Source organism: Stenotrophomonas rhizophila (assembly GCF_020857975.1).
In the GTDB taxonomy this organism is placed as follows: Bacteria; Pseudomonadota; Gammaproteobacteria; order Xanthomonadales; family Xanthomonadaceae; genus Stenotrophomonas; species Stenotrophomonas rhizophila_C.
This window is the reverse complement of record NZ_JACWUO010000022.1, coordinates 37,099-61,074: the sequence shown is the minus strand read 5'-3', so window position 1 is coordinate 61,074 and position 23,976 is coordinate 37,099. Positions and strand designations below refer to the sequence as shown.

General features: G+C 67.7%; 23 protein-coding genes and 1 pseudogene. 9 read left to right on the top strand and 15 right to left on the bottom strand.

All coding sequences use genetic code 11. The features are described from left to right. Positions 1-81 precede the first annotated feature (81 nt). Together IC535_RS16700 and IC535_RS16695 are read right to left on the bottom strand one after the other, a co-directional pair. On the bottom strand, positions 82-777 hold the full coding sequence (locus tag IC535_RS16700; RefSeq protein WP_228887495.1) for an OmpA family protein: 696 nt from the start codon (positions 775-777) through the stop codon (positions 82-84). A gap of 135 nt (positions 778-912) precedes the next feature. Beyond that, on the bottom strand, positions 913-2,328 hold the full coding sequence (locus IC535_RS16695) for a cryptochrome/photolyase family protein (RefSeq protein WP_228887496.1): 1,416 nt from the start codon (positions 2,326-2,328) through the stop codon (positions 913-915). A gap of 215 nt (positions 2,329-2,543) precedes the next feature. Here IC535_RS16695 and IC535_RS16690 point away from each other — a divergent pair, with 215 nt between their 5' ends. The 3 genes from IC535_RS16690 to IC535_RS16680 are packed head-to-tail and all read left to right on the top strand — an operon-like array spanning position 2,544 to position 4,101. Further along, positions 2,544-3,173 carry a superoxide dismutase gene (locus tag IC535_RS16690; protein ID WP_228887497.1) on the top strand — a complete coding sequence of 210 codons (630 nt, stop codon included), beginning with the start codon at positions 2,544-2,546 and terminating at the stop codon, positions 3,171-3,173. Further along, positions 3,173-3,727 (top strand): flavin reductase family protein, encoded by a 555-nt coding sequence (locus IC535_RS16685; protein WP_228887498.1) that lies wholly within the window; start codon positions 3,173-3,175, stop codon positions 3,725-3,727. The genes IC535_RS16690 and IC535_RS16685 overlap by 1 nt, the downstream gene beginning before the upstream one ends. A gap of 11 nt (positions 3,728-3,738) precedes the next feature. After that, entirely contained in the window at positions 3,739-4,101 is a 363-nt protein-coding gene (locus IC535_RS16680; protein ID WP_228887499.1) for a tetratricopeptide repeat protein, read from the top strand. 180 nt (positions 4,102-4,281) lie between these two features. Here IC535_RS16680 and IC535_RS16675 read toward each other — a convergent pair whose 3' ends face one another. The 5 genes from IC535_RS16675 to IC535_RS16655 form a co-directional block, all read right to left on the bottom strand. After that, complete coding sequence (locus IC535_RS16675) at positions 4,282-5,100, bottom strand: S1 family peptidase (protein WP_228958696.1); 819 nt, start codon at positions 5,098-5,100, stop codon at positions 4,282-4,284. 216 nt (positions 5,101-5,316) lie between these two features. Further along, a complete protein-coding gene (locus tag IC535_RS16670) occupies positions 5,317-5,955 on the bottom strand; it encodes an inorganic diphosphatase (RefSeq protein WP_228887553.1) in 639 nt (212 codons plus the stop codon). A gap of 50 nt (positions 5,956-6,005) precedes the next feature. Next, positions 6,006-7,355: a purple acid phosphatase family protein gene (locus tag IC535_RS16665; RefSeq protein ID WP_228887554.1), complete on the bottom strand. Its 1,350-nt coding sequence runs from the start codon at positions 7,353-7,355 to the stop codon at positions 6,006-6,008. 32 nt (positions 7,356-7,387) lie between these two features. Continuing rightward, the gene (locus tag IC535_RS16660) at positions 7,388-8,506 is read right to left on the bottom strand and encodes a phytase (RefSeq protein WP_228887501.1); all 1,119 of its coding nucleotides are present in this window, start codon (positions 8,504-8,506) and stop codon (positions 7,388-7,390) included. Beyond that, the gene (locus IC535_RS16655; protein ID WP_267473093.1) at positions 8,506-11,010 is read right to left on the bottom strand and encodes a TonB-dependent receptor; all 2,505 of its coding nucleotides are present in this window, start codon (positions 11,008-11,010) and stop codon (positions 8,506-8,508) included. The genes IC535_RS16660 and IC535_RS16655 overlap by 1 nt, the downstream gene beginning before the upstream one ends. Positions 11,011-11,530: 520 nt before the next feature. Here IC535_RS16655 and upp point away from each other — a divergent pair. After that, on the top strand, positions 11,531-12,166 hold the full coding sequence (gene upp, locus IC535_RS16650) for a uracil phosphoribosyltransferase (RefSeq protein WP_228887503.1): 636 nt from the start codon (positions 11,531-11,533) through the stop codon (positions 12,164-12,166). 108 nt (positions 12,167-12,274) lie between these two features. After that, positions 12,275-12,558, top strand: a pseudogene (locus IC535_RS16645) (PsiF family protein). A gap of 119 nt (positions 12,559-12,677) precedes the next feature. On the opposite strand, the gene IC535_RS16640 reads toward IC535_RS16645, so the two are convergent. The 6 genes from IC535_RS16640 to rsmD form a co-directional block, all read right to left on the bottom strand. Beyond that, complete coding sequence (locus IC535_RS16640; RefSeq protein WP_228887504.1) at positions 12,678-13,565, bottom strand: MBL fold metallo-hydrolase; 888 nt, start codon at positions 13,563-13,565, stop codon at positions 12,678-12,680. Positions 13,566-13,656: 91 nt separating this feature from the next. Continuing rightward, positions 13,657-15,384, bottom strand: a complete 1,728-nt coding sequence (ggt, locus tag IC535_RS16635; protein WP_429000409.1) for a gamma-glutamyltransferase — start codon at positions 15,382-15,384, stop codon at positions 13,657-13,659. After that, a complete protein-coding gene (locus tag IC535_RS16630; protein ID WP_228887506.1) occupies positions 15,381-15,662 on the bottom strand; it encodes a YfhL family 4Fe-4S dicluster ferredoxin in 282 nt (93 codons plus the stop codon). The genes ggt and IC535_RS16630 overlap by 4 nt, the downstream gene beginning before the upstream one ends. A gap of 127 nt (positions 15,663-15,789) precedes the next feature. Continuing rightward, positions 15,790-16,281: a hypothetical protein gene (locus tag IC535_RS16625; protein WP_228887507.1), complete on the bottom strand. Its 492-nt coding sequence runs from the start codon at positions 16,279-16,281 to the stop codon at positions 15,790-15,792. Between the two features lie 47 nt (positions 16,282-16,328). Further along, on the bottom strand, positions 16,329-16,838 hold the full coding sequence (gene coaD / locus IC535_RS16620; protein ID WP_228887508.1) for a pantetheine-phosphate adenylyltransferase: 510 nt from the start codon (positions 16,836-16,838) through the stop codon (positions 16,329-16,331). Between the two features lie 7 nt (positions 16,839-16,845). Beyond that, positions 16,846-17,451, bottom strand: coding sequence for a 16S rRNA (guanine(966)-N(2))-methyltransferase RsmD (gene rsmD, locus IC535_RS16615; protein WP_228887509.1), 606 nt, complete (start codon positions 17,449-17,451; stop codon positions 16,846-16,848). 473 nt (positions 17,452-17,924) lie between these two features. Here rsmD and htpG point away from each other — a divergent pair, with 473 nt between their 5' ends. Further along, the gene (gene htpG / locus IC535_RS16610) at positions 17,925-19,823 is read left to right on the top strand and encodes a molecular chaperone HtpG (RefSeq protein ID WP_228887510.1); all 1,899 of its coding nucleotides are present in this window, start codon (positions 17,925-17,927) and stop codon (positions 19,821-19,823) included. A gap of 165 nt (positions 19,824-19,988) precedes the next feature. Here the strand turns inward: htpG and IC535_RS16605 are convergent, their stop codons facing one another. Then, complete coding sequence (locus IC535_RS16605; protein WP_228887511.1) at positions 19,989-20,285, bottom strand: hypothetical protein; 297 nt, start codon at positions 20,283-20,285, stop codon at positions 19,989-19,991. A 145-nt stretch (positions 20,286-20,430) separates the two neighbouring features. Between IC535_RS16605 and ftsY the strand changes: the two genes are divergently transcribed. The 3 genes from ftsY to IC535_RS16590 all read left to right on the top strand — a co-directional run bounded on the left by ftsY (position 20,431) and on the right by IC535_RS16590 (position 23,284). Continuing rightward, complete coding sequence (gene ftsY / locus IC535_RS16600) at positions 20,431-21,753, top strand: signal recognition particle-docking protein FtsY (protein WP_228887512.1); 1,323 nt, start codon at positions 20,431-20,433, stop codon at positions 21,751-21,753. A gap of 116 nt (positions 21,754-21,869) precedes the next feature. Beyond that, positions 21,870-23,009 carry an A/G-specific adenine glycosylase gene (gene mutY, locus IC535_RS16595; RefSeq protein ID WP_228887513.1) on the top strand — a complete coding sequence of 380 codons (1,140 nt, stop codon included), beginning with the start codon at positions 21,870-21,872 and terminating at the stop codon, positions 23,007-23,009. Between the two features lie 5 nt (positions 23,010-23,014). Next, positions 23,015-23,284, top strand: coding sequence for an oxidative damage protection protein (locus tag IC535_RS16590; protein ID WP_228887514.1), 270 nt, complete (start codon positions 23,015-23,017; stop codon positions 23,282-23,284). A gap of 169 nt (positions 23,285-23,453) precedes the next feature. Here IC535_RS16590 and IC535_RS16585 read toward each other — a convergent pair whose 3' ends face one another. After that, positions 23,454-23,918 (bottom strand): DUF6491 family protein, encoded by a 465-nt coding sequence (locus IC535_RS16585; RefSeq protein WP_228887515.1) that lies wholly within the window; start codon positions 23,916-23,918, stop codon positions 23,454-23,456. Positions 23,919-23,976 lie beyond the last annotated feature (58 nt).

Genomic DNA, 23,976 nt, shown 5'->3' with positions numbered 1-23,976 from the left:
GGTACCCACGAGAATGCCGCCTGCAAGGGCGGCATTCTGCTTCGGCCTGCGGCCGTAGCGTTGCGTCAGTAACGCTGCGCGTTACTGACGCAACGGAATCACCCGGATTTCGACGCGGCGGTTCTGCGCGCGGCCGGCGTCGGTGCTGTTGTCGGCGATCGGGTAGGCCTTGCCGGCGCCCAGGGTTTCGATGCGTGCGCCCTGTACGCCCTGGGCGGTCAGATAGGCGGCAACCGAATCGGCACGCTCCTTGGACAGGCGGTTGTTGACCGCATCGCTGCCGATGCTGTCGGTATGGCCGACCACTTCGATCATGGTCTGGTTGTACTCGGCCAGGGTGCTGGCCACGCCGTTGAGCGAACCGTAGAACTGCGGCTTGAGCGTGGACTTGCCGAAGTCGAAGGTGATGCCATCGGGCAGGTTCAGGGTCAGGTTGTCGCCATCGCGGGAGACGTCGATACCGGTGTTGGCGGTACGTTCGCGCAGCGCGCGTTCCTGGCGGTCCTGGTACTGGCCCACCGCCGCGCCGCTGAGCGCACCGATGCCGGCGCCGATCATGGCGTGCTGGCGGCGCTCGGTGGCGCTGTCGCCGCTGAGCAGGCCGGCGGCCACGCCGATCGCGGTGCCGATCAGCGCATTGCGGCCGGTCTTGTTCTGCTGCTGGGTCGGGTTGCCGTACGGGTCGCTCTGCACGTACGAGCCGCCGGTGGCGCAGGCCGACAAGGCGGCGGCGGTCATCAGGGCCAATGCCACGTTACGGGTTGCGGGACGAATCATGGGTGTTCTCCTAGGTTGCCGGTGTACCGGCTTGCGGGCCGCCCAGAGCATAAACAGCCAGACGCGATGCCGGCATGACGACGCCAACCGCCATGCCCTCCCTGTTCAGCTTTCCGCCCCCGGAACCGGACGGGGTCAGTCCGCGCCGGTCTGCCGGTAGGCCGCCAGCGCCGCATCGCGACCGGCGGCCAGATCCACCAGCGGCAGGGGCGGATAGGTGGGCACCAACTCGGCCAGCAGCAGCGGCTGCTGCCACGGCGCGAACCGCGCCTTGAGCGGCAGTGCCGCCAGCTCCGGCACCCAGCGGGTGATGTAGCGCGCCTGCGGGTCGAACTTCTGCGCCTGGGTCACCGGATTGAAAATCCGGAAGTACGGCGCGGCATCCGCCCCGGTGCCGGCCACCCACTGCCAGCCCATGCTGTTGTTGGCCAGGTCGGCATCGACCAGCGTGTCCCAGAACCAGCGCGCGCCTTCCCGCCAGTGTTGGCGCATGTGCTTGCACAGGTAGCTGGCGACGATCATGCGCACGCGGTTATGCATATAGCCGGTGGCCCACAGCTCGCGCATGCCGGCATCGACGATCGGAATGCCGGTGCGGCCCTGCTGCCATGCGCGCAGCGCCTGCGCATCGGGCCTTGCCCACTGGAACTGATCGAAGCGCGGGTTGAGGTTATGGTCCGGGGTCTGCGGGAAGTGATGCAGCAGGTGATAGGAAAACTCCCGCCAACCCAGCTCGCGGATGTAGCCGTCGATGTCGGCGTCGCGGCTGGCACTGCGCTCACCCTGCAGGCGGCGGACGACCTGCCACGGCGCGATCTCGCCGAAATGCAGGTGCGGCGACAGCAGCGAGGTACCGACCCGATCGGGCAGATCGCGTTGCTGGCGATAACCGCTGAGCGCACCGTCGATGAAGACCGTCAGCGCCTCATGGGCACCGGCCTCGCCGGGTTGCCAGTGGTCCCAGAACTGCCGGTCCCACGGGACCGACGGCGCCAATCCCAATGATTCGAGCGTCCCGCTGACCGCGCCGTGCGCGGGGAATCGCTCCGGTACACGGCCCGATGCCGGCAGCTGCAGCCGGGTCAATGCATTGCGCCAGAAGGGGGTGAACACCTTGTACGGCCCGCCCTGCTGGGTCGCCACCTCCCATGGCTCGAACATCAGGCTGCCGTTATGGCTCTCGGCCTCGATGCCCTGCTCGCGCAGTTCACGCTTGATCTTCGCATCGCGCGGCTGCGTGGCCGGTTCGTACTTGCGGTTCCAGTACACCGCCACCGCACCGGTCTGCTCGATCAGCTGCTGCAGTTGCGCCTGGCTGTCGCCGCGGCGCAGCACCAGACTGGACCCGCGCGCGCGCAGGTCGGCGTCCAGTGCCGCCAGCGAGCGATGCAGCCAGGTGTTGGACGCACCGCCCGGGGCCCAGTCGCCCTCCTCCTGCGGCGCATGGATGTAGACCGGCACCGGCACGTGGCCTGCATCCAAGGCGGCCTGCAGGGCCGGGTTGTCCTGCAACCGCAGGTCACGGCGGAACCACACCAGCGCTACCGACACAAGATCACCCCGGAAGATTCGAGACGCAATGATAGCCAGTGCAGGTGAAGGACAGGCAGCGGTCGCGCGTCGGCGGCCCACACTGTTCCACGCCGCCGCGCTTGACCTCAATCATGCTTGAGGTTCTATCGTGGCGTCGGTCGAACCGATGCCGGCGCGCCCAGGCAACCTGTGCAGCGTGCCGACCCCCTTCCCCTGTACTGCCGGAGATATCCATGGCTTATACCCTCCCCCCCCTGCCCTACACCTACGACGCGCTGGAACCGCACTTCGATGCGCGCACGATGGAGATTCATCACGCGCGCCATCACCAGACCTATGTCAACAACCTCAACGCTGCAGTGACCGATGCCGGGATTCAGGCGCTGCCGGTTGAACAGCTGATCGCCGACATCGCCGCGCTGCCGGAAAGCGTGCGCACGGCCGTGCGCAACAATGGTGGCGGGCATGCCAACCACAGCCTGTTCTGGACCGTACTCAGCGCCAACGGCGGCAACCCCGAAGGCGCGTTGGCGGCGGCGATCGAACGCGATCTGGGCGGCTACGCCGCGTTCAAGAAGGCCTTCAGCAAGGCCGCGCAGACCCGTTTCGGCAGTGGCTGGGCGTGGTTGACGTTGAACCGCGATGGCAAGCTCCAGGTGGAAAGCAGCGCCAACCAGGACAGCCCGTTGATGGGCGAATACGCAGGCCTTTCCGGTGGCACCCCGATCCTCGGCCTGGATGTGTGGGAGCACGCCTACTACCTGCACTTCCAGAACCGTCGCCCGGACTACATCGCCGCGTTCTTCGAACTGATCGACTGGGCCGAAGTCGCGCGCCGCTACCAGGCCGCCGGCGGCCGTTGATGGACGCCGGTCCTGCACCGGGCGTCGGCACGCAGCTCTTCGCCACGCCCTCCGGTGCTGCGGTGCCGGACCGGCCGCTGTCCCCGGCTGCACTGCGCCATGCCTTCGGCCAGTACCCCACCGGGGTGGCGATCGTCGCTGCACGCGCGGACGACGGCAGCCTGATCGCGATGACGATCAACTCGTTCGCGTCCCTGTCGCTGGAACCGCCGCTGGTGCTGTGGAGCCTGTCCAAGCGCTCGGCGGACCTGCCGGCATACCGCATCGGCAGGCCGTTCTCGATCAGCATCCTGGCCGCACGGCAGATCGCGCTCGCGCGGCACTTCGCCGATGGGAAGCTGCGGCGCGAAGCGCTGCCCGGCGCGATGATCGAGCACCCCAGTGGCGTACCCTTGATCGGCGATGCGGTGGCGCAGCTGCTCTGCAACGTCGAGCAGACACTGCCTGCCGGCGATCATATGCTGATCATCGGCCGGGTCGTGCAGCTGGATACCGCGCCCGGCGATACCCTCGCCTTTCACCGCGGGCGCTATGCCCGCCTCGCCAGCGCCTGAGCTTGGAGCATATGGACATCCCCGCACTGCACCGCCTGCTCGACCGCGGCCGCGACAGCGCCCTGCTGCGCTTCGGCCTGGGCAAGGCGCTGTTGGACGCAGGCGACGCGACGGCGGCGGTCACCCACCTGCAGCACTGCGTCGCACAGGATCCGCGCTACTCGGCGGGCTGGAAGTGGCTGGGCAAGGCGTACCTGGCCGTCGATGATACGGCTGCAGCGGCCCGAGCCTGGCAGGAAGGCAGTGCCGTGGCCGGGAGCAACGGCGACAAGCAGGCGGTGAATGAAATGGCCGTGTTCCTGCGCCGGCTACACAAGGCCAACGCGGGCCGGGCCGCATCGTCCGCCCCCCGCCTCCAGGTACCGTGCATATAGTTCCCACCGTTGTTCCAGCCGCGCTCGCGCTACGGACAGGTCCAGCCAGAGAAACAACAAGCCTGCGCAGGCCGGCAGCGCCCCAACGAAGATGCAAGTCTGCATCATTGACTGGTATCCCGGGGCAATGCTGCGGCACGACGCAATCACGCCGTGCAGCAGCCGCAGACCGCGATCCGCTCAATCCAGGCCGAGGGTTCGGGTAATGAACCCGGCGATCTCCGGATTGGCCAGGCGGGTGTAGACGCTCGGCTTGTTGATGGCACCGCAGCTCTGGTTGCGGGCGTTGCTACCGACCTGCACCGGACCGATGCCAGGGACCAGGGTAAACAATGCACCGCCCATGTCGCCCGGCAGGTTGTCGACCCTGGAACCGGTTTCGGCGCAGGCATGGGCGTAGTCGACCACACACATTTCCAGCCCTTCCTTAGATGGCGTCTGACACTGGCTGTGCGGCACGTAGGACAGCTGAGTACGCTGCAGACGCTGCACCAGGGTTCTGGTGGTCGTCGGGAACTGACCATTCCAACCGACGCTATCGAACAGGAAGCCGTCCAGCTCGAAACCGGTTTCGTCTGCCGCCGGCAGCGCCACCGGGTCGACCCCCACTACCGGCTCGGCCAGGTGGAATAGGGCGATGTTGTACCCGGTCTTCATTTCAGTCGGGTTGGACACATTGCCCGCGTAAAGCGGGTGACGATAGAAGGCCTTGACCTGCACGCGCTTGCCCTGGGCTTCGTCGCCAAGCACGGTGCGGCCGACGATGACCTCGACCATCTCCGGCTTTGGCTCCGGATTCTGCTTGGTAGTCATGAAGAACGTGGCGCACTGCGCACTGGTCAGCACCCAGTCCGGAGCGATCAGGGTGCCACCGCATTTGTGTGCCTGGGTGGCATCGGGGCCGGCAGCCTTGTTCTGGATCGAAACGATGAACGGATACTGGCCATCACCGACTGCTTCGTTGGCGGCCAGCGCGGCCGGCGATACGGCCAGGATCATACCGAGCAGACCGGCATTCTGGAGGGATGTGAACATGCGCAAGACTCCTAAGGGGAAACAACCGGCGGGCACAACCCGGACCGGAGGATTCTCGGCCAACCCCGACCGTCCGCCCATAGGGATAGAACGAAAATGCTCGACTCACACGCCGCGGCGGCGTTTGCGCGGCGATGTGACGAACCTGGTGGCGCCTACAGAGGCTGCGTAGCGATCGATTTAATCGCCCTTGACACGCCGCTGCTGCGCATCGAAGCGCTGCATCGAGGTACGGATCAGCGCCTTGGCCTCGGTGGCATTGCCCCAGCCGTTGAGCTGGACCGGATTGCGGCCGGCAGGCAGGTCCTTGTAGATGCGGAAGAAGGCTTCGATGCGCTGTCGTTCGATCAGCGGCAGGTCGTCCAGGTCGCGGATGTCGGCGTAGGTGGGATCGATCTTGTCGGTCGGTACGCCGATCACTTTTTCATCCTGCTCCCCGTCATCGACCATCTTCAGGAAGCCGATCGGGCGGAAGCGCACGATCACGCCCGGATGCAGCGGCTCGCGGGTCAGCACCAGCGCGTCCAGCGGATCGTTGTCGCCGGCCAGGGTGCGTGGCATCGAGCCGTAGTTGGCCGGATAGGCCACCGGCATGGACTGGAAGCGGTCGACGTGGAGCAGGCCGTCTTCTTTGATTTCGTACTTGGTGAAGCTGCCGGCCGGAATCTCCACCGCCAGGTTGGCTTCCTCCGGCGCGTCCTTGGGCTGTGCGGCCAGGAACGGGTGCAGTACCGCGTTGGCGGCCAGGCTGGCACCGGCCAGCAACAGCAGGGCGATGGCCAGCGCAGCTAGGTGAACCAGACGTTTGCGTCGATGCATCATGATGCTCTCCTCGGAAGGCCGGGCGCGCGGTCGCCCCGGCCCGACGGTCATTCCCAGCAACGATCGGCACGGCCCTTGAGGGTCTGGGCGCGCGTACAGTCGCGGGGGGCGATGCGTCCCTGCGTCAATTCGGTCTTCCGCTTGCGGCCATCGGCGCTACGCGTCAACTCGAAACCGTCGTACAGGCGTCCGGTGACGGTGCGCGCCTCGTAGCGCAGGTGGCCCGGATCGATCTTCAGCACCTGGAACAGCTGGGTGTCCTCGCCGACCGGTGCCATGCTGGTGCGGGCCTCGTCCGAGAGCCGGTACTGCTTCGGCCCGGCCACGCTGACCACGAACTGCGGGGTCGCGCCCTGCCCTTCGCCGCGGCGGCCGTAGGTGTGGTCGTGGCCCTGCAGGACTAGGTCGACCTGGTGTCGGCGCACCACCGGCAGCAGCACATCGCGCAGCTCGGTGTTCTGGCGGCCCTCGCGCGGGGAATAGAACGGCTGGTGCAGCAGCACGATGCTCCACGGGTGCGGGTTGTCGGCCAGCACCTTGTCCAGCCAGGCGGCCTGCGCCTGGGCCGTGCCCAGATCGAGTGCGGAGGTGCCGTCGAGCACCGCGATGCGCACGCCCTGGTAGTCGAACCAGTAGGTGCTGGTATCGGCGGCGTCCACGCCATTGCGCGGCAACGCAAAGGTCACCGGCCAGTGCCGGCCGAGCACCCGGCGCTCCTGCGGGGTGTCTTCGAATTCCTCGAAGTACTCGTGGTTGCCGATCGCCGGGGCCACCGCGGTTTCCTGCGGCAGCCAGCCGGCGGCGGCGAACCACTCGCCCCACTCGCTGTCATCCTGGCCGTCGCCGCCGCTGACCAGGTCGCCGGCGAACAGGCTCAGGCGTGCGTCCGGGGCAGCCTTCAGGCCGGCACGCATGACGCGCGAGACGTGGCTGAGGTTCTTGTTCTGGGTGTCGCCGAAATACAACAGCGTGAGCGGCTGGTCGGCACGGCCGGCGGTACGCAGCTGGTTCCATGCACTCCAGGTGTTCTGGCCCTGCACGCGCCACAGGTACAGCGTGTCCGGCTGCAGTCCGGTCACGTCGGCACGGTGATGATGGGACGCGCCCAGTTCGGTGGTCAGCGCCTGGGTGGTGGCGGTGATGCGGGTCGGCGTGCCGACATCGGGCGAGTCGCCGGCCAGTACCCATTCCAGCACCGGCGCCTGCACCGAGGTGTCGGTCCGCCAGGCGACCGAGAAGCCGCGCGCGGCGTCCTGCGCCGGCGAGGCGACCAGCCGGTCCGGGAAGCCGGTGGCTGCGTAGTGGCGGTTGCCGGCCGGCACCTGGGTGTTCGGCTCGGCGCCGGCCACGGCTTTCTTCTTGGCCAGGGCAGCGCCGCTGCACAGCAGCAGCGCCATCGCCAGCGCGGTCAGGGCGGCAGGAACGCGGCTCACGCGCCACACTCCAGCGGCAGCGACAACTGCCTGGCGATGCTCGCCCAGTCGAAGGCAACCACGCCCTGGTCATCGTGCACCGCGTACAGCGCGCCATGCGGGAAGCGCGCCGACGGCGCCTGCATCGACCAGATGCCATCGGTGTTGGCCACCGTGTTGCCCTGGAACGCACCAACGTGCTTCAGGCTGTGCCGGTCGAACAGATGGAACACGCTGCGCTGCCTGCCCTGCTCGGTGGTGATCCACCAGCCGTCCTTGCCGCAGGTACGCAGCATCACGCCCTCCGCCTGGGCCTTGAACGCATCGCGGCCGAAGGTGGTGCCGGTGAAGCGCCCTGCCAGTGTGTAGACCTTGAGCTCGCTGGCATAGCTTTCGTCTTCTTCGGCGATCAGCAGGCGGTCATTGGCCGGGTCGCCCCAGATCGATTCGACCACGCGCAGCGCGCCGGCCTGGCCGGTATCGCCGATGCTGGCAGTGAGCGTGGCCTGCGCCTTGCCGTCCTGCACGGTGAGCGCGTAACGGCGCACGCGCTTGTCCAGTTCGGCCAATGGCGGCAGCACGTCGTTGCCCTGCGCATCCTCGCCGGCATGGTAGGAGTCGGTCACGTAGACGTCATAGCCCTGGCCCTGCTTGTTGACCCACAGCCCGTAGGGCTTGCGCAGATCGGCGCCGGCAAACACGCCCAGCGGCTTGAAGTCCGGCAGCTGCAACACCTGCACGCGGTGGTTGTCGCGTTCGACGATCAACACCAGGTCATCGACCACGGCGATGCCGTTGGGACGATCGAACTGGCCCTGCGCGGTGCCGGCGCTGCCGACATCGCGCAGATGCGCCCCGGTCTGGCCGTCGTAGACCACCAGCTTGTCGGTGGCCTTGGCGGTGGCGATCAGCCACACCGCGCCGTCGGGCGTGGTCCAGCTGGCCGGCGAGTCGATGTTGTCGTCCGGGGTCATCGGGGTGAGGAACGCCTCGGCGACGGTGGCGACATTACGTGCAGCGGGGGCATCGGCAGCGGCCGTCGGCGCGGCCGGTGCCGCCGCGTCCGGCGTGGCGGCCGGCGTACAGGCAGTGGACAACGCCAGCGCGAGCAGGCCCAGGCAATGGGAGACGCGCATTACAGAGCCACCTTCAGGCCGAGGGCATAGGTGCGACCATACTCTTCGTTCTGCAGGGTGCGCGAGCGCACGCCTTGGTACAGTTCCAGCGGCTTGTCGAGCAGGTTCTGCGCTTCGAAGTAGACGCTCACGTTGGGGGTGAACTTGTAGTCCAGGCTGAAATCGAGCTGGGTATTGGGCGCCACGTAGATGTCGTAGGCGCCGCTGTCGCCCAGCGAATCCAGGTACTCGCTGCGATAGACCGCGGCCACCCGGGTGCTGAAACCGGCCTTCTCATAGCCCAGGTGCGCGCTGTATACATGCTTGGAGGCGCGCGGCAGGGTGAAATCCTCGCGCTCGCGGCCGGCCAGGCCGGGGTCGAAATCGGTGTCCAGCCAGGTGCCGCTGGCGCCGACCAGCAGGCCGTCCCAGCCCGCCGGCAGGAAGGCGAGCTGCTGCTGCCAGTTGAACTCGGCGCCCTTGACCGTGGCCTTGTTGCCGTTGATCACCCGGGTGACCTCGAAACCCGGGTACGCCGGGTCGTTGTTGCTCACCGTGTTGACGATGTAGCCGTCGATCGACTTGTGGAACACGCCCAGCGAGACGATGCCGGTGCTGCCGATGTACTTCTCCAGCGAGAGGTCGATGTTCTTCGATTCATACGGGTCCAGCTGCGGATTGCCGATCCGGACTTCCTCGTCGCCCCGGCTCAGGCCGACGCGCGGCGCCACGTCGCCGAACGACGGGCGCGAGACGGTCTTGTTGGCGGCCGCGCGCAGCACCCAGTCATCGCCAGCGTCGTAACGCAGGTGCAGGCCGGGCAGCACGTTGGTGTAGCTGCGGCTCACGCTCAACGGCGTGACCGTGAAGCTGCGGCCGTTGCTGGCCACCGCGACGTTGTTGCCGGTGGCGCTGAACTGGGTGTTCTCCACGCGCACGCCGCCGATGATGCGCAGCGCGCCGACATCCCAGGTGCCCATGGCGTAGCTGGCGAAGATGTCCTCGCTGGCGGTGTAGTCCTCTTCCAGCGAGGTCAGCGCGTTGCCGCCGGCATCCTGCGGGCGGGCGCTGTACCGGCCGCCGTTCTGCGCCCAGTAGCGGCGCATCGCGTCCGAGCTCATGCCCTGGCCCAGGCTGCCGCCGCGATGGTCGGGGCTGGCGGTGGTCCAGTCCGACAGCGCGATCGCCGGACCCAGGCGCAGTTCGCGCTCGTCCACGTTGACATCGCGGTCGCGCCAACGCCCAAGCAGGCCGAACTTGTAGCTGGACGCATCGCCATCGAAACGCAGGTTGATCTGCGCGCTGTGTTCCTTGTCGTCCACGCGCTTGGGCGAGAGCACTACGCGGTCGAAATCGTAGTTGCCGTTGTCCATCCAGCGCGCGTCGCCGAGCGTATAGCGTGGGATGCCGGTGTTCTGGTCCACCGTGGCGCCCAGGTCGTCGCCGTCGTACTCGAAGCGCGCTTCCATCTCGTCGTTGACGCGCTCTTCGGTGCGGGTATAGCCGAGCTTGTAGTCGACCACCGCGTTGGTGAGGCGGTTTTCGCCGCCGGCGCTGGTGGTGAAGGTGTTTTCCTTCTTGGTGCGGTAGCGCATCCGCTTCTGGATCGCATCGGCCGGCAGGTCATCGACGCGGTACTGGTTGTTGCCCAGCGCGGTGACCTCGCCATCGCCGAAGTTGAAGATGGTGCGCTGGCGGGTTTCGGCGTCGTCGAACTGGCTGTACAGCGTGCGCAGGTAATAGCGGTTGTCTTCATCCGGGCGCCAGTCCAGGTTGAGGTTGGCGCCGATGCGCTTGCGCTCGATCTCGTACTTGCGCTGCTGCAGGCTGTTGGCGAACAGCTCGCCCTCGTCGCCGCCGTCGAACTGGCCGTACTCCACTTCGGTGTTGTCCGACTCGAACTTGCGGTTCTGGTAGTTCACGCCCAGCGCCACGCCGAAGGTATCGGCGAACACTTCGCTGTAGTTGATCGCCGCCTTCGGGCTGGTATTGGCGGAGAGCTGCTGGTGGCTGGCTTCGATCTTGCCGCGCAGGTTGCGGCCTTCGCGGTCGAAGGCCGAGGCGGACTCGACCAGGATCGCGCCGCCGATGGCGTCGCCGGGCATGTCCGGGGTGGGCGACTTGACCACGCGCAGGCGCTCGGTCGAGTCGGAGGGAATCACATCCAGCGGCGCGGCGCGGCTGGAGTCTTCCGGGGTGCCGATGGCGATGCCGTCGACGCTGACGCTGTTGAGGGCGGCATCCAGGCCACGGATCACCACGAAGCGGCCCTCGCCCTGGTCGCGGGTGACGCTGACACCGGGCAGGCGCTGCAGCGATTCGGCCACGTTCTTGTCCGGGTAGACGCCCATGGCGTCGGAGGACACCGCGTCCTCGATGGCATCGCTGCTGCGCTTGAGGTCGACCGCGCGGGTCTGCGACTCCAGCTGCGGGCGGACCTCGACCCGGTCCAGGTCGATCGCGCTGCCACTGGCGGCGGCACCGCTGGCCAGCGCCTCTGCGGCGAAGGCGGACGGACTGGTCATGACCAGCAACGACAGGCTGATGGCCAGCCCCAACGAGGTCTTCTTGTGCACGGTTTCCCCAACGGTGTAAAGATTGGGTCAGCACGTTATGTCCGGCAGGTTGCATGGGCATGACACCGGGGGTATGGCGTGACCTCCAGCCCTATTCCGGTAGTGCCGGCCGCTGGCCGGCAACCTCACTGAAGATCTAAGGCGAAGTGCAGCATCTCGATCTCCTGCGGGAGGGGAGGACAGGCAGCCCCATGCGGGACACGCCGTAAATACGTCCGTGTAGGCTTGGCGAAAACATCCTTGTTTCGACAGTCCCGCATGGGGCTGCCTGCCCTCCCCTGCATGGATGGCCGTATGCGGATGGGCAAGCCGTCGTGCTACCGCACGGCCGCCGTTGATATGCCTACCTTGCGTAATCGGCGTTCTCTCACATCAATGAACAGCCAAACGCTGGCGGGCATCCACTGGCTTTTGGCTTCGGTTGGGCGTTGCGGCACACTAGGCATCTCCCCTCTTCGTTGCCCTCCCCATGAAAATCGTCGAAGTGCGCCATCCGCTGGTGCAGCACAAGATCGGCCTGATGCGCGATGCGTCGCTGAGTACCAAGGATTTCCGCGAACTGGCCAATGAGCTGGGGGGCCTGCTGGCCTACGAGGCCACCGCCGACCTGGATACCGAAGCCCACACCATGGCCGGCTGGGCCGGTCCGGTGACGGTGCAGCGCATCGCCGGCGCCAAGATCACTGTGGTGCCGATCCTGCGCGCCGGGTTGGGCATGCTCGGCGGCGTGCTGTCGCTGATCCCGGCCGCACGGGTCAGCGTGGTCGGCCTGCAGCGCGACGAAGAAACCCTGCAGCCGGTGCCGTACTTCGAGCGCCTGACCGGCCGCCTGGAAGAGCGCGATGCGCTGATCCTGGACCCGATGCTGGCCACCGGCGGCACCCTGATCGCCACCATCGACATGCTCAAGCGCGCCGGTGCGCGCCGCATCAAGGGCATCTTCCTGGTCGCCGCGCCGGAGGGCATCGCCGCGGTGCAGGCGGTGCACCCGGACGTGGAGATCTTCACCGCCGCCATCGATGCCCGGCTCAACGAGAAGGGCTACATCCTGCCTGGCCTGGGCGATGCCGGCGACCGCATCTTCGGCACCCGCGTGGTCGGTTGACCCCGGCGTCTGCAGCGGCGGCCGTCACCGGCCGCCGCTGCTTCACATGGTTTAGCCCTGCCCGGGAAGAAGCTGCGCGCATCCTCAACCCGTGCGTGGAGCTGCGTCATGAAGACCCTGTCCCTGCTGGCCTGCCTGCTGCTGCTCGGCAGCCCCCTGATCGCCAGTGCGGCCACGCCGCAGCAACAGCGCATGGCTGACTGCTCGGTCAAGAACAAAGGCAAGACCGGCGAGGACTACAAGACCGCGCAGAAGGCGTGCCTGAGTGGCCCCGCCCGGTGGCGAGCACGCCGCAGGAGCGCATGAAGACCTGCAATGCCGATGCCGCCGCGAAGAAACTGGCCGGCCATGCGCGCAAGACGTTCATGAGCGGGTGCCTGAAGGCGCATTGACGCGTCGAGCCGGGCTATTCCCGGTGCCGTAGGGTGCCGTGCCGACCACCGGTCGGTGCCTACCGGTGGTTGCGCAGACGGTAGTGCCGGGCGGTGCGCGGCCGAACCAGCCGTAGGCCTTATGCCAGCGCGCGCGCCTTCAATTCACCCAGTTCATGGATGGTGCCGAAGCGGCCCTTTTCATCGCGTGACACCTGGGCCAGCGCGCACTGCGGGTCGTGGGTGAAGAACAGGTGCACGTTGCGCACCAGTTTGTCCTCCAGGAAGCTGCGCTTTTCGTCGATCAGCAGTTCGGCGTTGCGGTCGTAGCCCATGGTGATCGGCACGTGCACCCACGACCGGCCCGGGATCAGGTCGGCGCAGAACACCACCCCGCCGCGTGGCTGGCCGTCGGCCGCCTGCGGCCCGACGATCTCGGCCAGCATCAGGCCCGGGGTATGCCCGTCGCTGAAACTGAAACGCACGCTGCGGCCCAGTGCCTTGGAATACGGGCCCTGGACGATCTCCAGCCTGCCGCTGGCCTGCAGCAGGCCCGGCAGTTCGGGGATGAAGCTGGCGCGGTCGCGCGGATGCGGATGCAGGGCCCGCTGCCAGTGCTCGGCACCGACCAGGAAGGTGGCATTGGGGAACAGCAACTCGGGGCTGCGGCCCTCGCTCCACTGCGCCAGTAGGCCGCCGGCATGATCGAAATGCAGGTGACTGAGCACCACCACGTCGATATCCTCATGCTCGAAACCGGCTTCGCGCAACGACTCCATCAATACGTGGCGCGATTCCTGCACCCCATAGCGGTCGCGCAGTTTCGGCTCGAAGAACGCGCCGATCCCGGTTTCGAACAGTACCGTCTTGCCCGCCAGCGGACTGGCCAGCAGGGCCCGGCACGCCAACTCGATCCGGTTGAGGTCATCGGGCGCCGCCCATTTTTCCCAGACCGCGCGCGGGGCATTGCCGAACATCGCACCGCCATCGAGTTTCTGTGTGTTGCCGTGTATCGACCATAGTTTCATCGGCAAATTATCCGGCGATACGCGTTAAATATTCGCTAGGCATGGTGGCGCCTGTAAAGAAAATCCCGCCTTGCGGGCGGGATTTCGATTGTTACCTGACCGCGGCGCTGCCCACCGGGTTGCGCGGGTCGCTGCCACCGCTGAGCACGTTGCTGCGGCGGTTCCATTCCACCGTCTGCAGGTTGCCCCAGACGTGGCTGGAGCCGCGGCCGCCGGCGGCGCTGTCGCCGGGCAGGTCGATCTTGTGGCCCATCGCCTGCAGCTGCTTGATGGTGCCGGCATCGAAGGCACCGCTTTCGGCCTCGATCAGGTCCGGCAGCCACTGGTGGTGGTAACGCGGCAGCGCGGCGACCTGCTGTGCATCCAGGCCATCGTCATAGCCGAGGATGCCCAGCAGCACCATGGTGATGATGCGGCTGCCACCCGGGGTGCCCAGCACCACCACCTTGTCGGCCGACTCCATGAAGGTCGGGGTCATCGAGCTGAGCATGCGCTTGCCCGGCTTGGGCGCATTGGCGGCATAGCCCATCACCCCGAACGCATTGGGCGTGCCCGGCTTGAGCGCGAAGTCGTCCATCTCGTTGTTGAGCAGAACGCCGGTACCCGGCGGAATCAGGCCCGAGCCGTACAGCAGGTTGACGGTCTGGGTGGCGCCGACGCGGTTGCCGTCGCGGTCGATGATCGAGAAATGGGTGGTTTCGTCATCTTCCAGCGGGGTCGGGTTGCCCGACAGCAGGTCGCTGGGGGTGGCCTTTTCCGGGTGGATGGTGGCGCGCAGGCCCTGGGCGTAGTCCTTGCTGGCCAGCACCTTCTGCGGAATCTGCACGAAATCCGGGTCGCCCAGGAAGAAGGTGCGGTCGCGGTAGGCGCGGCGCATCGCTTCGACCACCAGGTGGGTACGGTGCGCGGCATCCATCGACTTCAGGTCCCAGCCTTCCAGGATCTGCAGCATCGAGGCCAGCGCGATACCGCCCGAGGACGGCGGCGAGGCGGTGGTGATCTTCCAGTCGCGGTAGTTGAACACGATCGGCTCGCGCAGCTTGACCCGGTAGCCGGCCAGTTCCTCGGCCGTCCACTTGCCGCCGGCCTGCTTGACCCCGGCCAGCAGCAGCTTGCCGGTCTGGCCACGGTAGAAGCCGTCGAAGCCCTGCTCGGCCAGGCGTTCCAGGGTGGCCGCCAGTTCCGGCTGGCGGAACAGGTCGCCCTCGGCGATCGGCTTGCCGTTGCGCAGGTAGACCTCGCGGGTGCCGGGGTAACGCTCCATCACCTCGCGGCGCGAGGCGTAGCCGCGCGCCATGCGCGCATATACCGGGAAGCCGTCGGCGGCGATGCGGATCGCCGGGCCCAGCGAGGTGCGCAGCGGCAGCTTGCCGTGTTTGGAGGACAGCTCCACCAGCGCCGCCGGCAGCCCGGGAATGCCGGCCGACCAGGCGCCGTTGACCGAGCGGTCGCGGTCAAGGCCGCCCTGCTTGTCCAGGAAGGCTTCCGGCGTGGCCGACTGCGGCGCGGTTTCGCGCGCGTCGAGCATCACGTCCTTGCCGGTTTTCGCATCGTGCAGCAGGAAGAACCCGCCGCCGCCCAGGCCCGAGCTGATCGGCTCGACCACCGACAGCACCGAGGATACCGCCACGGCCGCATCGAAGGCATTGCCGCCCTTGGCCAGGATCTCCATGCCGGCCTCGGTGGCCAGCCGATGACCGCTGGCAATGGCCGCGCCATCGGGGTGCTGGGCCAGGGTAGCCGGGGCGGCGCCAGCGGACCAGGCCGCCGGCGACCACAGCAGGACGAGCAGCAACCAACGAGGCGAGCGCATGTTCATTCGGATGGGGGCTCCGCATAAAGTTCGGGATGGTCGCGCTGCAGCCCGTACAGCTTGGCCAGCAGGGCGTCCTGGGTTTCGGGGATGTCCGGATCCGGATCGATGCATTCCACCGGGCAGACGACCACGCACTGGGGTTCGTCGAAGTGTCCCACGCACTCGGTGCAGCGGGCCGGATCGATCACGTAGATGGTTTCACCCATCGAGATGGCCTGGTTGGGACAGGCAGGCTCACAGACGTCGCAGTTGACGCAGAGCTCATTGATTTTCAGCGACATGGCGTTATTGCTCCACGCCCGCGCCGGCGGATGAAAACCGGCCTGCGCGGGCGCGCGGGCCGGTCATCGGCGGCCTCCTGCCGGAAGCCGCCCGGGCCGCGCCAGGGCGCGGCCGCCACTGCACGGGTTACTTGGCTTCTACGAAGATGTACTCGGCGCCGGTCGGCTGCACGATGGACTGCACGCGGGCGTTGTCAGCGGCCTGGCCGATGAACACCACGCGCACGCCCTTCATCGAATCGGCAGGCACGTCCTTGAACACGGCCTGGATCATGTCGGCCATCTTCGCCGATGCCGACGAACCGAAGGCCAGCATGTTGCCCGGCTGGATGCCACGGGCCACGGCCTGGGTGGCGCTTTCGACCTGGCGCTCGTACTTGGCGGCGAATTCCGGATCCGATTCGGGCGAGAGGTAGTACAGGAACGGGCTGTTGCTGATGTTGCCCATGTTCTGCACGGCCACCGCCTGCAGGTACTTCTTCCAGCCGGCATCGTCGTTGGCGTCCGGGGCGACCAGCGCCTGCTGGGCTTCGGCGACCGGGGCGGCCTCTTCCTTCTTGCAGGCGGTGAAGGCCAGCGCGAACGACGCGATCAACATGGCACGCATGGTGTTGTTCATGGAATTCCTCCCTTGGTGATTCTTGGTATGTATGGGTCTGACAGGGGTTACGACTGCGCCGCCTTCGCTTCCCGCACCCTGCGCAGTGCTTCAAGCACGGCCGAGGGCACGAAACCGGACACATCGCCGCCCAGGCGGGCGATCTCCCGGACCAGCGAAGACGAAATGAAGCTGTGCTGCTCGGCCGGGGTCAGGAACAGGGTCTCGACCTCCGGGATCAGATGGCGGTTCATGCTCGCCATCTGGAATTCGTACTCGAAATCGGACACCGCGCGCAGCCCGCGCAGCAGGATGCCGCCCTGCACCGAGCGCACGAAATGCGCCAGCAGGGTATCGAAACCGATCACTTCCACGTTGCGGTTGTGGCCCAGCGCGTCGCGCGCCAGTTGCACGCGCAGCTCCAGCGGCAGCGTCGGACCCTTGGACGGGCTCTGCGCCACGCCCACCACGACCTTCTCGAACAATGGCGCGGCCCGGTTCACCAGATCGATGTGACCGTTGGTGATCGGATCGAAGGTGCCCGGGTACACGGCAATGCGGCGGTTGGCCACGGTCATGCGGAAGCTACGCGTTTAGGTCTGGTGAAAGTGTAGCAGTGGCGCGCCGGTACAGGGCAAAACGCACCTCGCGGGTACCGCCTTCACGGTGCAGCAGCCACGGTGCGGGCACCGGCGGCGCCTGCGCGGCCGGCGCCTCCAGGTACAGCCAGGCATCGGCGGCCAGGTGCGGCGCCAGCCCGGCCAGCACCTGGTCCCACAGCCCGGCCGCGAACGGCGGGTCGACGAACACGATATCGGCCAATCCCGCCGGCCGCTGGCCCAGCCACTGCAGCGCATCGGCCTGGACCACCTCGACCTGCCCCTGCGCGCCCAGCCTGGCCACCGACTCGCGCAGCTGCCGGGCCAATGCCGCATCCCGTTCCACCAGCGTGGCCTGCCCGGCCCCGCGCGACACCGCCTCCAGCCCCAGCGCGCCGCTGCCGGCGAACAGGTCCAGCACCCGCGCCCCGCCGATCCGCGGCATCAACCAGTTGAACAGCGTCTCCCGCACCCGGTCGCTGCTTGGCCGCAGCCCCGGCGACAACGGCACCGGCAGCTTGGTCCCCCGCCACTTGCCACCGATGATCCGCACCTGGCCCACGGCCGGCGCCACCGGCTGGCGCGGCTTCATGCGCGGCTCCAGAAGGAAAGAGCGGACGGGTCGAACGAGCAGGAACAGGTCATGGGCACGAAGATCAGGCGATTCAGGGCGTCATTCTAGGCGGTCCGGCCCCCGTCACCACCACGAGTACCGATTCCAGAACGAAGAGCAGCCACGCGTGGCGTGGCTCTACCCGCGTCACTCGGAACGTCTGCCAGAGGCCGGTGGGGATGCGGTCCCGGGACCGTTGGGCAACATGGATGTTGCCCACGAGGCTCCAAGGATGGATTTACGCCGTGTCCCGGGACCGCGTCCCCACCGGCCTCCCACGCAGACAGGTAGGCGCCGCGCTTTTGGCTTCATGCTGCGGCGTCATGCTTCGGCTTCGGCTCCGGCCCTTGGCTCTCGCTCCGGCCCCGCTCTTGAAAACCCACCCCACCACCCCTACCCCTTGAGCCAGCCGCCGCGCCGGGCGCGGCATCGTCCAAGGAGCATCGCCACCCATGACCGAGCAGACCGCAAAACAAACCCTGGGCTTCCAGACCGAAGTCAAGCAACTGCTGCAGCTGATGATCCACTCGCTGTACTCCAACAAGGAAATCTTCCTTCGCGAGCTGATCTCCAATGCCGCCGACGCCGCCGACAAGCTGCGCTTCGAAGCACTGACCCGGCCGGACCTGCTCGAAGGCGACGGCGACCTGCGCATCTGCATCAGCTTCGATGCCGATGCCCACACCCTGACCATCGACGACAACGGCATCGGCATGAGCCGTGACGAGGCCATCGCCCACCTGGGCACCATCGCCAAGTCCGGCACCGGCGACTTCCTGCGCCAGCTGTCCGGCGACCAGAAGAAGGACTCCCAGCTGATCGGCCAGTTCGGCGTCGGCTTCTACAGCGCCTTCATCGTCGCCGACCAGGTCGACGTCTACTCCCGCCGCGCCGGCCTGCCCGCCAGCGACGGCGTGCACTGGTCCTCGCGCGGCGAAGGCGAGTTCGACGTCGAATCCATCGACAAGCCCGAACGCGGCACCCGCATCGTCCTGCACCTCAAGGACGACCAGCACGACTTCGCCGATGGCTGGCGCCTGCGCGGCATCATCAAGAAATACTCCGACCACATCGGCCTGCCGATCCAGATGGCCAAGGAACACCACGGCGAGGACGCCCCGGCCGCGGTCGAATGGGAAACGGTCAACCGCGCCAGCGCGCTGTGGACCCGCCCGCGCACCGAGATCACCGATGCCGAGTACCAGGAGTTCTACAAGCACGCCGCCCACGACCACCAGGACCCGCTGGCCTGGAGCCACAACAAGGTCGAAGGCAAGCTCGAGTACACCTCCCTGTTGTATGTCCCCGGCCACGCCCCGTTCGACCTGTACCACCGCGACGCGCCCAAGGGCCTGAAGCTCTACGTCCAGCGCGTGTTCGTGATGGACCAGGCCGAGCAGTTCCTGCCGCTGTACCTGCGCTTCATCAAGGGCGTGGTCGACTCCAACGACCTCTCCCTGAACGTCTCGCGCGAAATCCTGCAGTCCGGCCCGGTGATCGACTCGATGAAGTCGGCGCTGACCAAGCGCTCGCTGGACATGCTGGACAAGTTGGCCAAGGACAAGCCGGAGGTCTATGCCGGTTTCTGGAAGCAGTTCGGCCAGGTACTCAAGGAAGGCCCCGCCGAAGACTATGGCAACCGCGAGAAGATCGCCGGCCTGCTGCGCTTTGCCTCCACCCATGAGGCCAGCGGCGAGCCCAGCGTATCGCTGGCCGACTACATCGGCCGCATGATCGAGGGCCAGGACAAGATCTATTTCCTGACCGGCGACAGCCACACCCAGGTCAAGGACAGCCCGCACCTGGAAGTGTTCCGCAAGAAGGGCATCGAGGTGCTGCTGCTCACCGACCGCATCGACGAATGGCTGATGGGCTACCTGACCGAGTTCGACGGCAAGTCGTTCGTCGACGTCGCCCGCGGCGACCTCGATCTGGGCGCGCTGGAAAGCGCCGAAGACAAGCAGGCGCAGGAAGCGGCGGCCAAGGACAAGCAGGGCCTGGTCGAGCGCATCAAGAGCGCGCTTGGCGAGGACGTGGCCGATGTGCGCGTCTCGCACCGCCTCACCGACTCCCCGGCGATCCTGGCCATCGGCGAACAGGATCTGGGCCTGCAGATGCGCCAGATCCTGGAAGCCAGCGGGCAGAAGGTGCCCGACAGCAAGCCGGTATTCGAGTTCAACCCCGGCCACCCGCTGATCGGCAAGCTCGACCAGGAAGCCGACACCGCCCGCTTCGATGACCTCAGCCGGGTGCTGTTCGACCAGGCCGCGCTGGCCGCCGGCGACACCCTGAAGGACCCGGCCGCGTATGTGCGCCGGCTTAACAAGCTGTTGCTGGAATTGTCGGCGTAAGGCAGCACAGCCAGGTGCCGACCCCCGGTCGGCGCCCGGCGGGCCCGGTAGTGCCGGCCGCTGGCCGGCTCCTCGCATCACCATGGGTTCCCAGGAGCCGGCCAGCGGCCGGCACTACCGGCGGCGGGCAGGATCCACGTTACCGGCGGCGGCCAGACGCCGCGTTCAGGCGTGCACGTCCAACAACGCGCCCAGCATCTGGTCGCTGCGACGGATCAGCAGCGCATTGGCCGAAAACGCCAGCACTGCTTCTTTCGCCGCAACCAGGTCCGACACCGGGGCCGACGGATCGGGTGGCAGTTCGACCAGACCGGCCGCCACCCCGCCGCCGGCAACCGGGGACTGGGCAACGCCGATCCGGGGGGCGCCAGCCACCGGCAACCGCGCCACGTTCGCCGCGGCGGCCTGCACCCCCAGGTGGGCGGCGCGCAGGCCCGAACCGGCAATGGACATCACGTTCATGGTGGCACGCTCCACGCTACAAGGGCCGCATCGCATGACGCGGCTGTTCACACCCGTTAGCGGCCAGCGTGCGCCAGCCTTTAGCCCGGCCTGCCAGCGCAGGGCGCAGTGGTAGCATATCCCCCTGATTTCAGCGCCGAATCCAATGCTCAGTTTCTTCCGTCGCAAAAAGCCCCAGGACGCTCCGCAGGACGCGCCCAAGACCCAGCACTACTCGGCTGAAGAGCTGGCCGCGGCGTTCCCGCAGGCCAGTCAGGACGGCCCGACGGCGCCGGTCGATGCGCCTGCCGCTGCCGTCGCAGCGTCGCCGATCGCGGCCGAAGTCGCGGCACCGGTGGCCGCGCCTGCCGTGGACCCGGTCGCCGTGCCCGATACGGCCGCTGCCGTTGCGCCCGCCGCGGCCCCGCCGGTGGTTGCAGAACCGCTGGTGGTTGCAGAGCCCATCGCCGCGCCCTTGCCGCCACCGGTGCTGGTTGCCAGCGCGGTCACCCAGGAAGCGGCCCAGCCGCTGCCCGACGCCGGCCAGGACAGCACCGTGCCGGCCGCCCCGGGCAAGACCGGCTGGCGCGACCGCCTGCGCAACAGCGTGATCGCGCGCAGCTTCGGCGGCCTGTTCTCGCGCAACCCCAAGCTCGACGACGACCTGCTGGACGAGTTGGAAACGGCGCTGATCACCGCCGACGTCGGCGTCGGCGCCACCACCGCGCTGGTGGAAAGCCTGCGCAAGCGCATGAAGGCACGCGAGTTCGCCGATGCCAACGCGCTGCTGGCCGCGCTGCGCGGCGAACTGATCGCCATCCTGCAACCGGTCGCCAAGCCGCTGCGGATCGACCCGGCCGCCAAGCCCTTCGTGGTGCTCACCGTGGGCGTCAACGGAGTCGGCAAGACCACCACCATCGGCAAGCTGGCCAAGCGTTTCAAGGACGACGGCCACAGCCTGATGCTGGCCGCCGGCGACACCTTCCGCGCCGCCGCCGTGGCCCAGCTGCAGGCCTGGGGTGAACGCAATGGCGTGGCCGTGGTCGCCCAGGGGCAGAACGCCGATGCCGCCTCGGTGGCCTTCGACGCCCTGCAGGCCAGCAAGGCGCGCGGCACCCAGGTGCTGATCGCCGATACCGCCGGCCGCCTGCATACCCAAGCCGGGCTGATGAACGAACTGGGCAAGATCCGCCGCGTACTCGGCAAGATCGACCCGACTGCCCCGCACGAAGTACTGATGGTGATCGACGGCACCACCGGCCAGAACGCGCTGTCGCAACTGCGCCAGTTCCATGCCGCAGTCACCGTGACCGGCCTGGTGGTGACCAAGCTGGACGGCACCGCCAAGGGCGGGGTGGTGTTCGCGCTGGCCCGCGAATTCGGCATTCCGATCCGTTACTGCGGCATTGGCGAGCGCCCCGAAGACCTGCGCGTGTTCGACCCGGAAGCCTTCGTCGACGCACTGTTGCCCGAAGCGCTGGGCGCCTGAGCAGACAACGCGTGCGCCGGTAGAGCCACCCCATGGGTGGCTGCTTCATCCCCGGTGCATCCGATTGCCGACGCAGCCACGCACGGCGTGGCTCTACCCTTCCGTCCGGAACCTGCATGACCCGCCAGCCTCACGCCAGCGCCCCATTGCCGACCGACGATGCCTTCGTCGCGCGGCTGCTGCCGTGGTTCGACGGCCACGGCCGGCATGACCTGCCCTGGCAGCATCCCCGCGCACCGTACCGGGTCTGGCTGTCGGAGATCATGCTGCAGCAGACCCAGGTCGTCACGGTGATTCCGTACTTCCTGAAGTTCCTGCAGGTATTCCCGACCCTGCCCGACCTGGCCGCCGCCAGCAACGATGCGGTGATGGCGCAATGGGCCGGGCTGGGCTACTACGCCCGCGCGCGCAACCTGCACGCCGCCGCGCAACGCTGCGTCGAACTGCACGGCGGCGAGTTGCCACGTGATTTCGACGCGCTGCACGCCCTGCCCGGGATCGGCCGCAGCACGGCCGGGGCGATCCTCAGCCAGGCCTGGAACGATCGCTTCGCGATCCTGGACGGCAACGTCAAGCGCGTGCTCACCCGCTACCACGGCATCGACGGCTTTCCCGGGCTGCCGGCGGTGGAAAAGGTACTGTGGGCGCTGGCCGACGCGCACGTGCAGTGCGTCCCCGGCGCGCGCCTGGCCGATTACACCCAGGCGCAGATGGACCTGGGCGCCACCGTCTGCACGCGCAGCCGGCCCGCCTGCGTGATCTGCCCGCTGCAGCACGACTGCGTGGCGCGCCGCGACGGCCGCGCGGACCAGTTGCCCACCGCCAAACCGAGCAAGACCCTGCCCGAACGCGAAGCCACCGCGCTGCTGCTGCGCGATGCGCACGGCCGCATCCTGCTGCAGAAGCGGCCGGACACCGGCATCTGGGCGCAACTGTGGACCTTGCCGCAGGCCGACAGCGGCAGCGCACTGCAGGACTGGTTCGATGCACACATCGACGGTTCGCTGGAAGACGCCGAGCCGCTGCCGGTGCTGCAGCACACCTTCAGCCATTACCGGCTGCACCTGCAGGTGCTGGTGCGCCGGGTCCACGGTCTGCGCGTGGAAGACCCCGGCCTGCGCTGGGCCGATACCGATGCGCTGGCCACGCTGGGCCTGCCTGCGCCGATCCGCAAGCTGCTCGACAGTGGCGCGCCGCCCCGCGCGGCCAAGCGCCGTACAATGCGCGGTGCAGCATCCCCGAACGATTCCGAGTAACCCGCATGCCCCGCACCGTCTTCTGCCAGTACGAACAACGCGACACCGAAGGCCTGGACTTCGTGCCCTATCCCGGCGAGCTGGGCCAGCGCATCTTCAACCAGATCGGCAAGAGCGCCTGGAGCAAGTGGCTGGCGCACCAGACCATGCTGATCAACGAAAACCGGCTGTCGCCGCGCGACCCGCAACACCGCGCGTTCCTGGAAGCGGAACTGGAGAAATACCTGTTCGGCGGCGGCGCCGAGGCACCGGCCGGGTTCGTGCCGGAGGCCTGATCGCGCCACGCGCGTACCGGCGCATGCGTACCGACCAACGGTCGGTACCTACCGGGGGGGCGTGGGTCGGCACGCAGACGCGGTGGATACCGACCGTTGGTCGGTACGCGCACGATGACCGGTTCCGGGGAGCCGGCCAGCGGCCGGCACTACCGGTTGCGCGCGGCGGTCAATTTCCTGGCGCAGGCTGCCCTTCTTCGCGCTCCTGCAACTGCGCCTGGCGCAGCTCCTGTTCCGAAGCGCGCAGCGCCTTGACGTCCAGTTTGCGGATGCTGCCGATGAAGCACGGCATGTTCATCGGGCCGGCGGTCGGATCACGCACCAGCACCTTGTCAAAACGCGCCGAGACCCGCCCCATCTGGCTGGTCAGGCCGATCGCCGGGGCATAATCCAGCCCCTGGCAGGGTCCACGCAGTTCCAGCAGGAACGCCTCGCCAGGCTTGGTCCACACCGCCAGCGCGCTGTCGCCCAGCGCGCTCCAGCCATTGAGCGAGTGGAAGTACTGCAGGCTGTCCTGCGGCGGGCCGGCGTGGGCCCGGTACAGGGCCAACCGCTGTTCATCGGTGAGCCGGCCGGTGGTGGCGCAGGCGGCCAGGGTCAGGCACAGCGCGGCGGTGGCAATCAGGGTCTTCATGGCGCCTCCAACGGGATGACTGCCGCGATCATGCACCCTTGCGGCAACGCCGGCGACG

Excerpts from the sequence above, each read along its gene's own strand:
- IC535_RS16655 (WP_267473093.1), bottom strand. The coding sequence starts at position 11,010 with ATGACCAGTCCGTCCGCCTTCGCCGCAGAGGCGCTGGCCAGCGGTGCC.
- IC535_RS16690 (WP_228887497.1), top strand. The coding sequence starts at position 2,544 with ATGGCTTATACCCTCCCCCCCCTGCCCTACACCTACGACGCGCTGGAA.
- IC535_RS16605 (WP_228887511.1), bottom strand. The coding sequence starts at position 20,285 with ATGAACGTGATGTCCATTGCCGGTTCGGGCCTGCGCGCCGCCCACCTG.
- IC535_RS16585 (WP_228887515.1), bottom strand. The coding sequence starts at position 23,918 with ATGAAGACCCTGATTGCCACCGCCGCGCTGTGCCTGACCCTGGCCGCC.
- coaD (WP_228887508.1), bottom strand. The coding sequence starts at position 16,838 with ATGACCGTGGCCAACCGCCGCATTGCCGTGTACCCGGGCACCTTCGAT.
- IC535_RS16590 (WP_228887514.1), top strand. The coding sequence starts at position 23,015 with ATGCCCCGCACCGTCTTCTGCCAGTACGAACAACGCGACACCGAAGGC.
- IC535_RS16700 (WP_228887495.1), bottom strand. The coding sequence starts at position 777 with ATGATTCGTCCCGCAACCCGTAACGTGGCATTGGCCCTGATGACCGCC.
- IC535_RS16685 (WP_228887498.1), top strand. The coding sequence starts at position 3,173 with ATGGACGCCGGTCCTGCACCGGGCGTCGGCACGCAGCTCTTCGCCACG.
- IC535_RS16665 (WP_228887554.1), bottom strand. The coding sequence starts at position 7,355 with ATGGCGCTGCTGCTGTGCAGCGGCGCTGCCCTGGCCAAGAAGAAAGCC.
- IC535_RS16670 (WP_228887553.1), bottom strand. The coding sequence starts at position 5,955 with ATGCATCGACGCAAACGTCTGGTTCACCTAGCTGCGCTGGCCATCGCC.
- IC535_RS16640 (WP_228887504.1), bottom strand. The coding sequence starts at position 13,565 with ATGAAACTATGGTCGATACACGGCAACACACAGAAACTCGATGGCGGT.
- IC535_RS16675 (WP_228958696.1), bottom strand. The coding sequence starts at position 5,100 with ATGATCCTGGCCGTATCGCCGGCCGCGCTGGCCGCCAACGAAGCAGTC.
- IC535_RS16680 (WP_228887499.1), top strand. The coding sequence starts at position 3,739 with ATGGACATCCCCGCACTGCACCGCCTGCTCGACCGCGGCCGCGACAGC.
- rsmD (WP_228887509.1), bottom strand. The coding sequence starts at position 17,451 with ATGAAGCCGCGCCAGCCGGTGGCGCCGGCCGTGGGCCAGGTGCGGATC.
- mutY (WP_228887513.1), top strand. The coding sequence starts at position 21,870 with ATGACCCGCCAGCCTCACGCCAGCGCCCCATTGCCGACCGACGATGCC.
- IC535_RS16625 (WP_228887507.1), bottom strand. The coding sequence starts at position 16,281 with ATGAACAACACCATGCGTGCCATGTTGATCGCGTCGTTCGCGCTGGCC.
- htpG (WP_228887510.1), top strand. The coding sequence starts at position 17,925 with ATGACCGAGCAGACCGCAAAACAAACCCTGGGCTTCCAGACCGAAGTC.
- IC535_RS16660 (WP_228887501.1), bottom strand. The coding sequence starts at position 8,506 with ATGCGCGTCTCCCATTGCCTGGGCCTGCTCGCGCTGGCGTTGTCCACT.
- IC535_RS16630 (WP_228887506.1), bottom strand. The coding sequence starts at position 15,662 with ATGTCGCTGAAAATCAATGAGCTCTGCGTCAACTGCGACGTCTGTGAG.
- ggt (WP_429000409.1), bottom strand. The coding sequence starts at position 15,384 with ATGAACATGCGCTCGCCTCGTTGGTTGCTGCTCGTCCTGCTGTGGTCG.
- ftsY (WP_228887512.1), top strand. The coding sequence starts at position 20,431 with ATGCTCAGTTTCTTCCGTCGCAAAAAGCCCCAGGACGCTCCGCAGGAC.
- upp (WP_228887503.1), top strand. The coding sequence starts at position 11,531 with ATGAAAATCGTCGAAGTGCGCCATCCGCTGGTGCAGCACAAGATCGGC.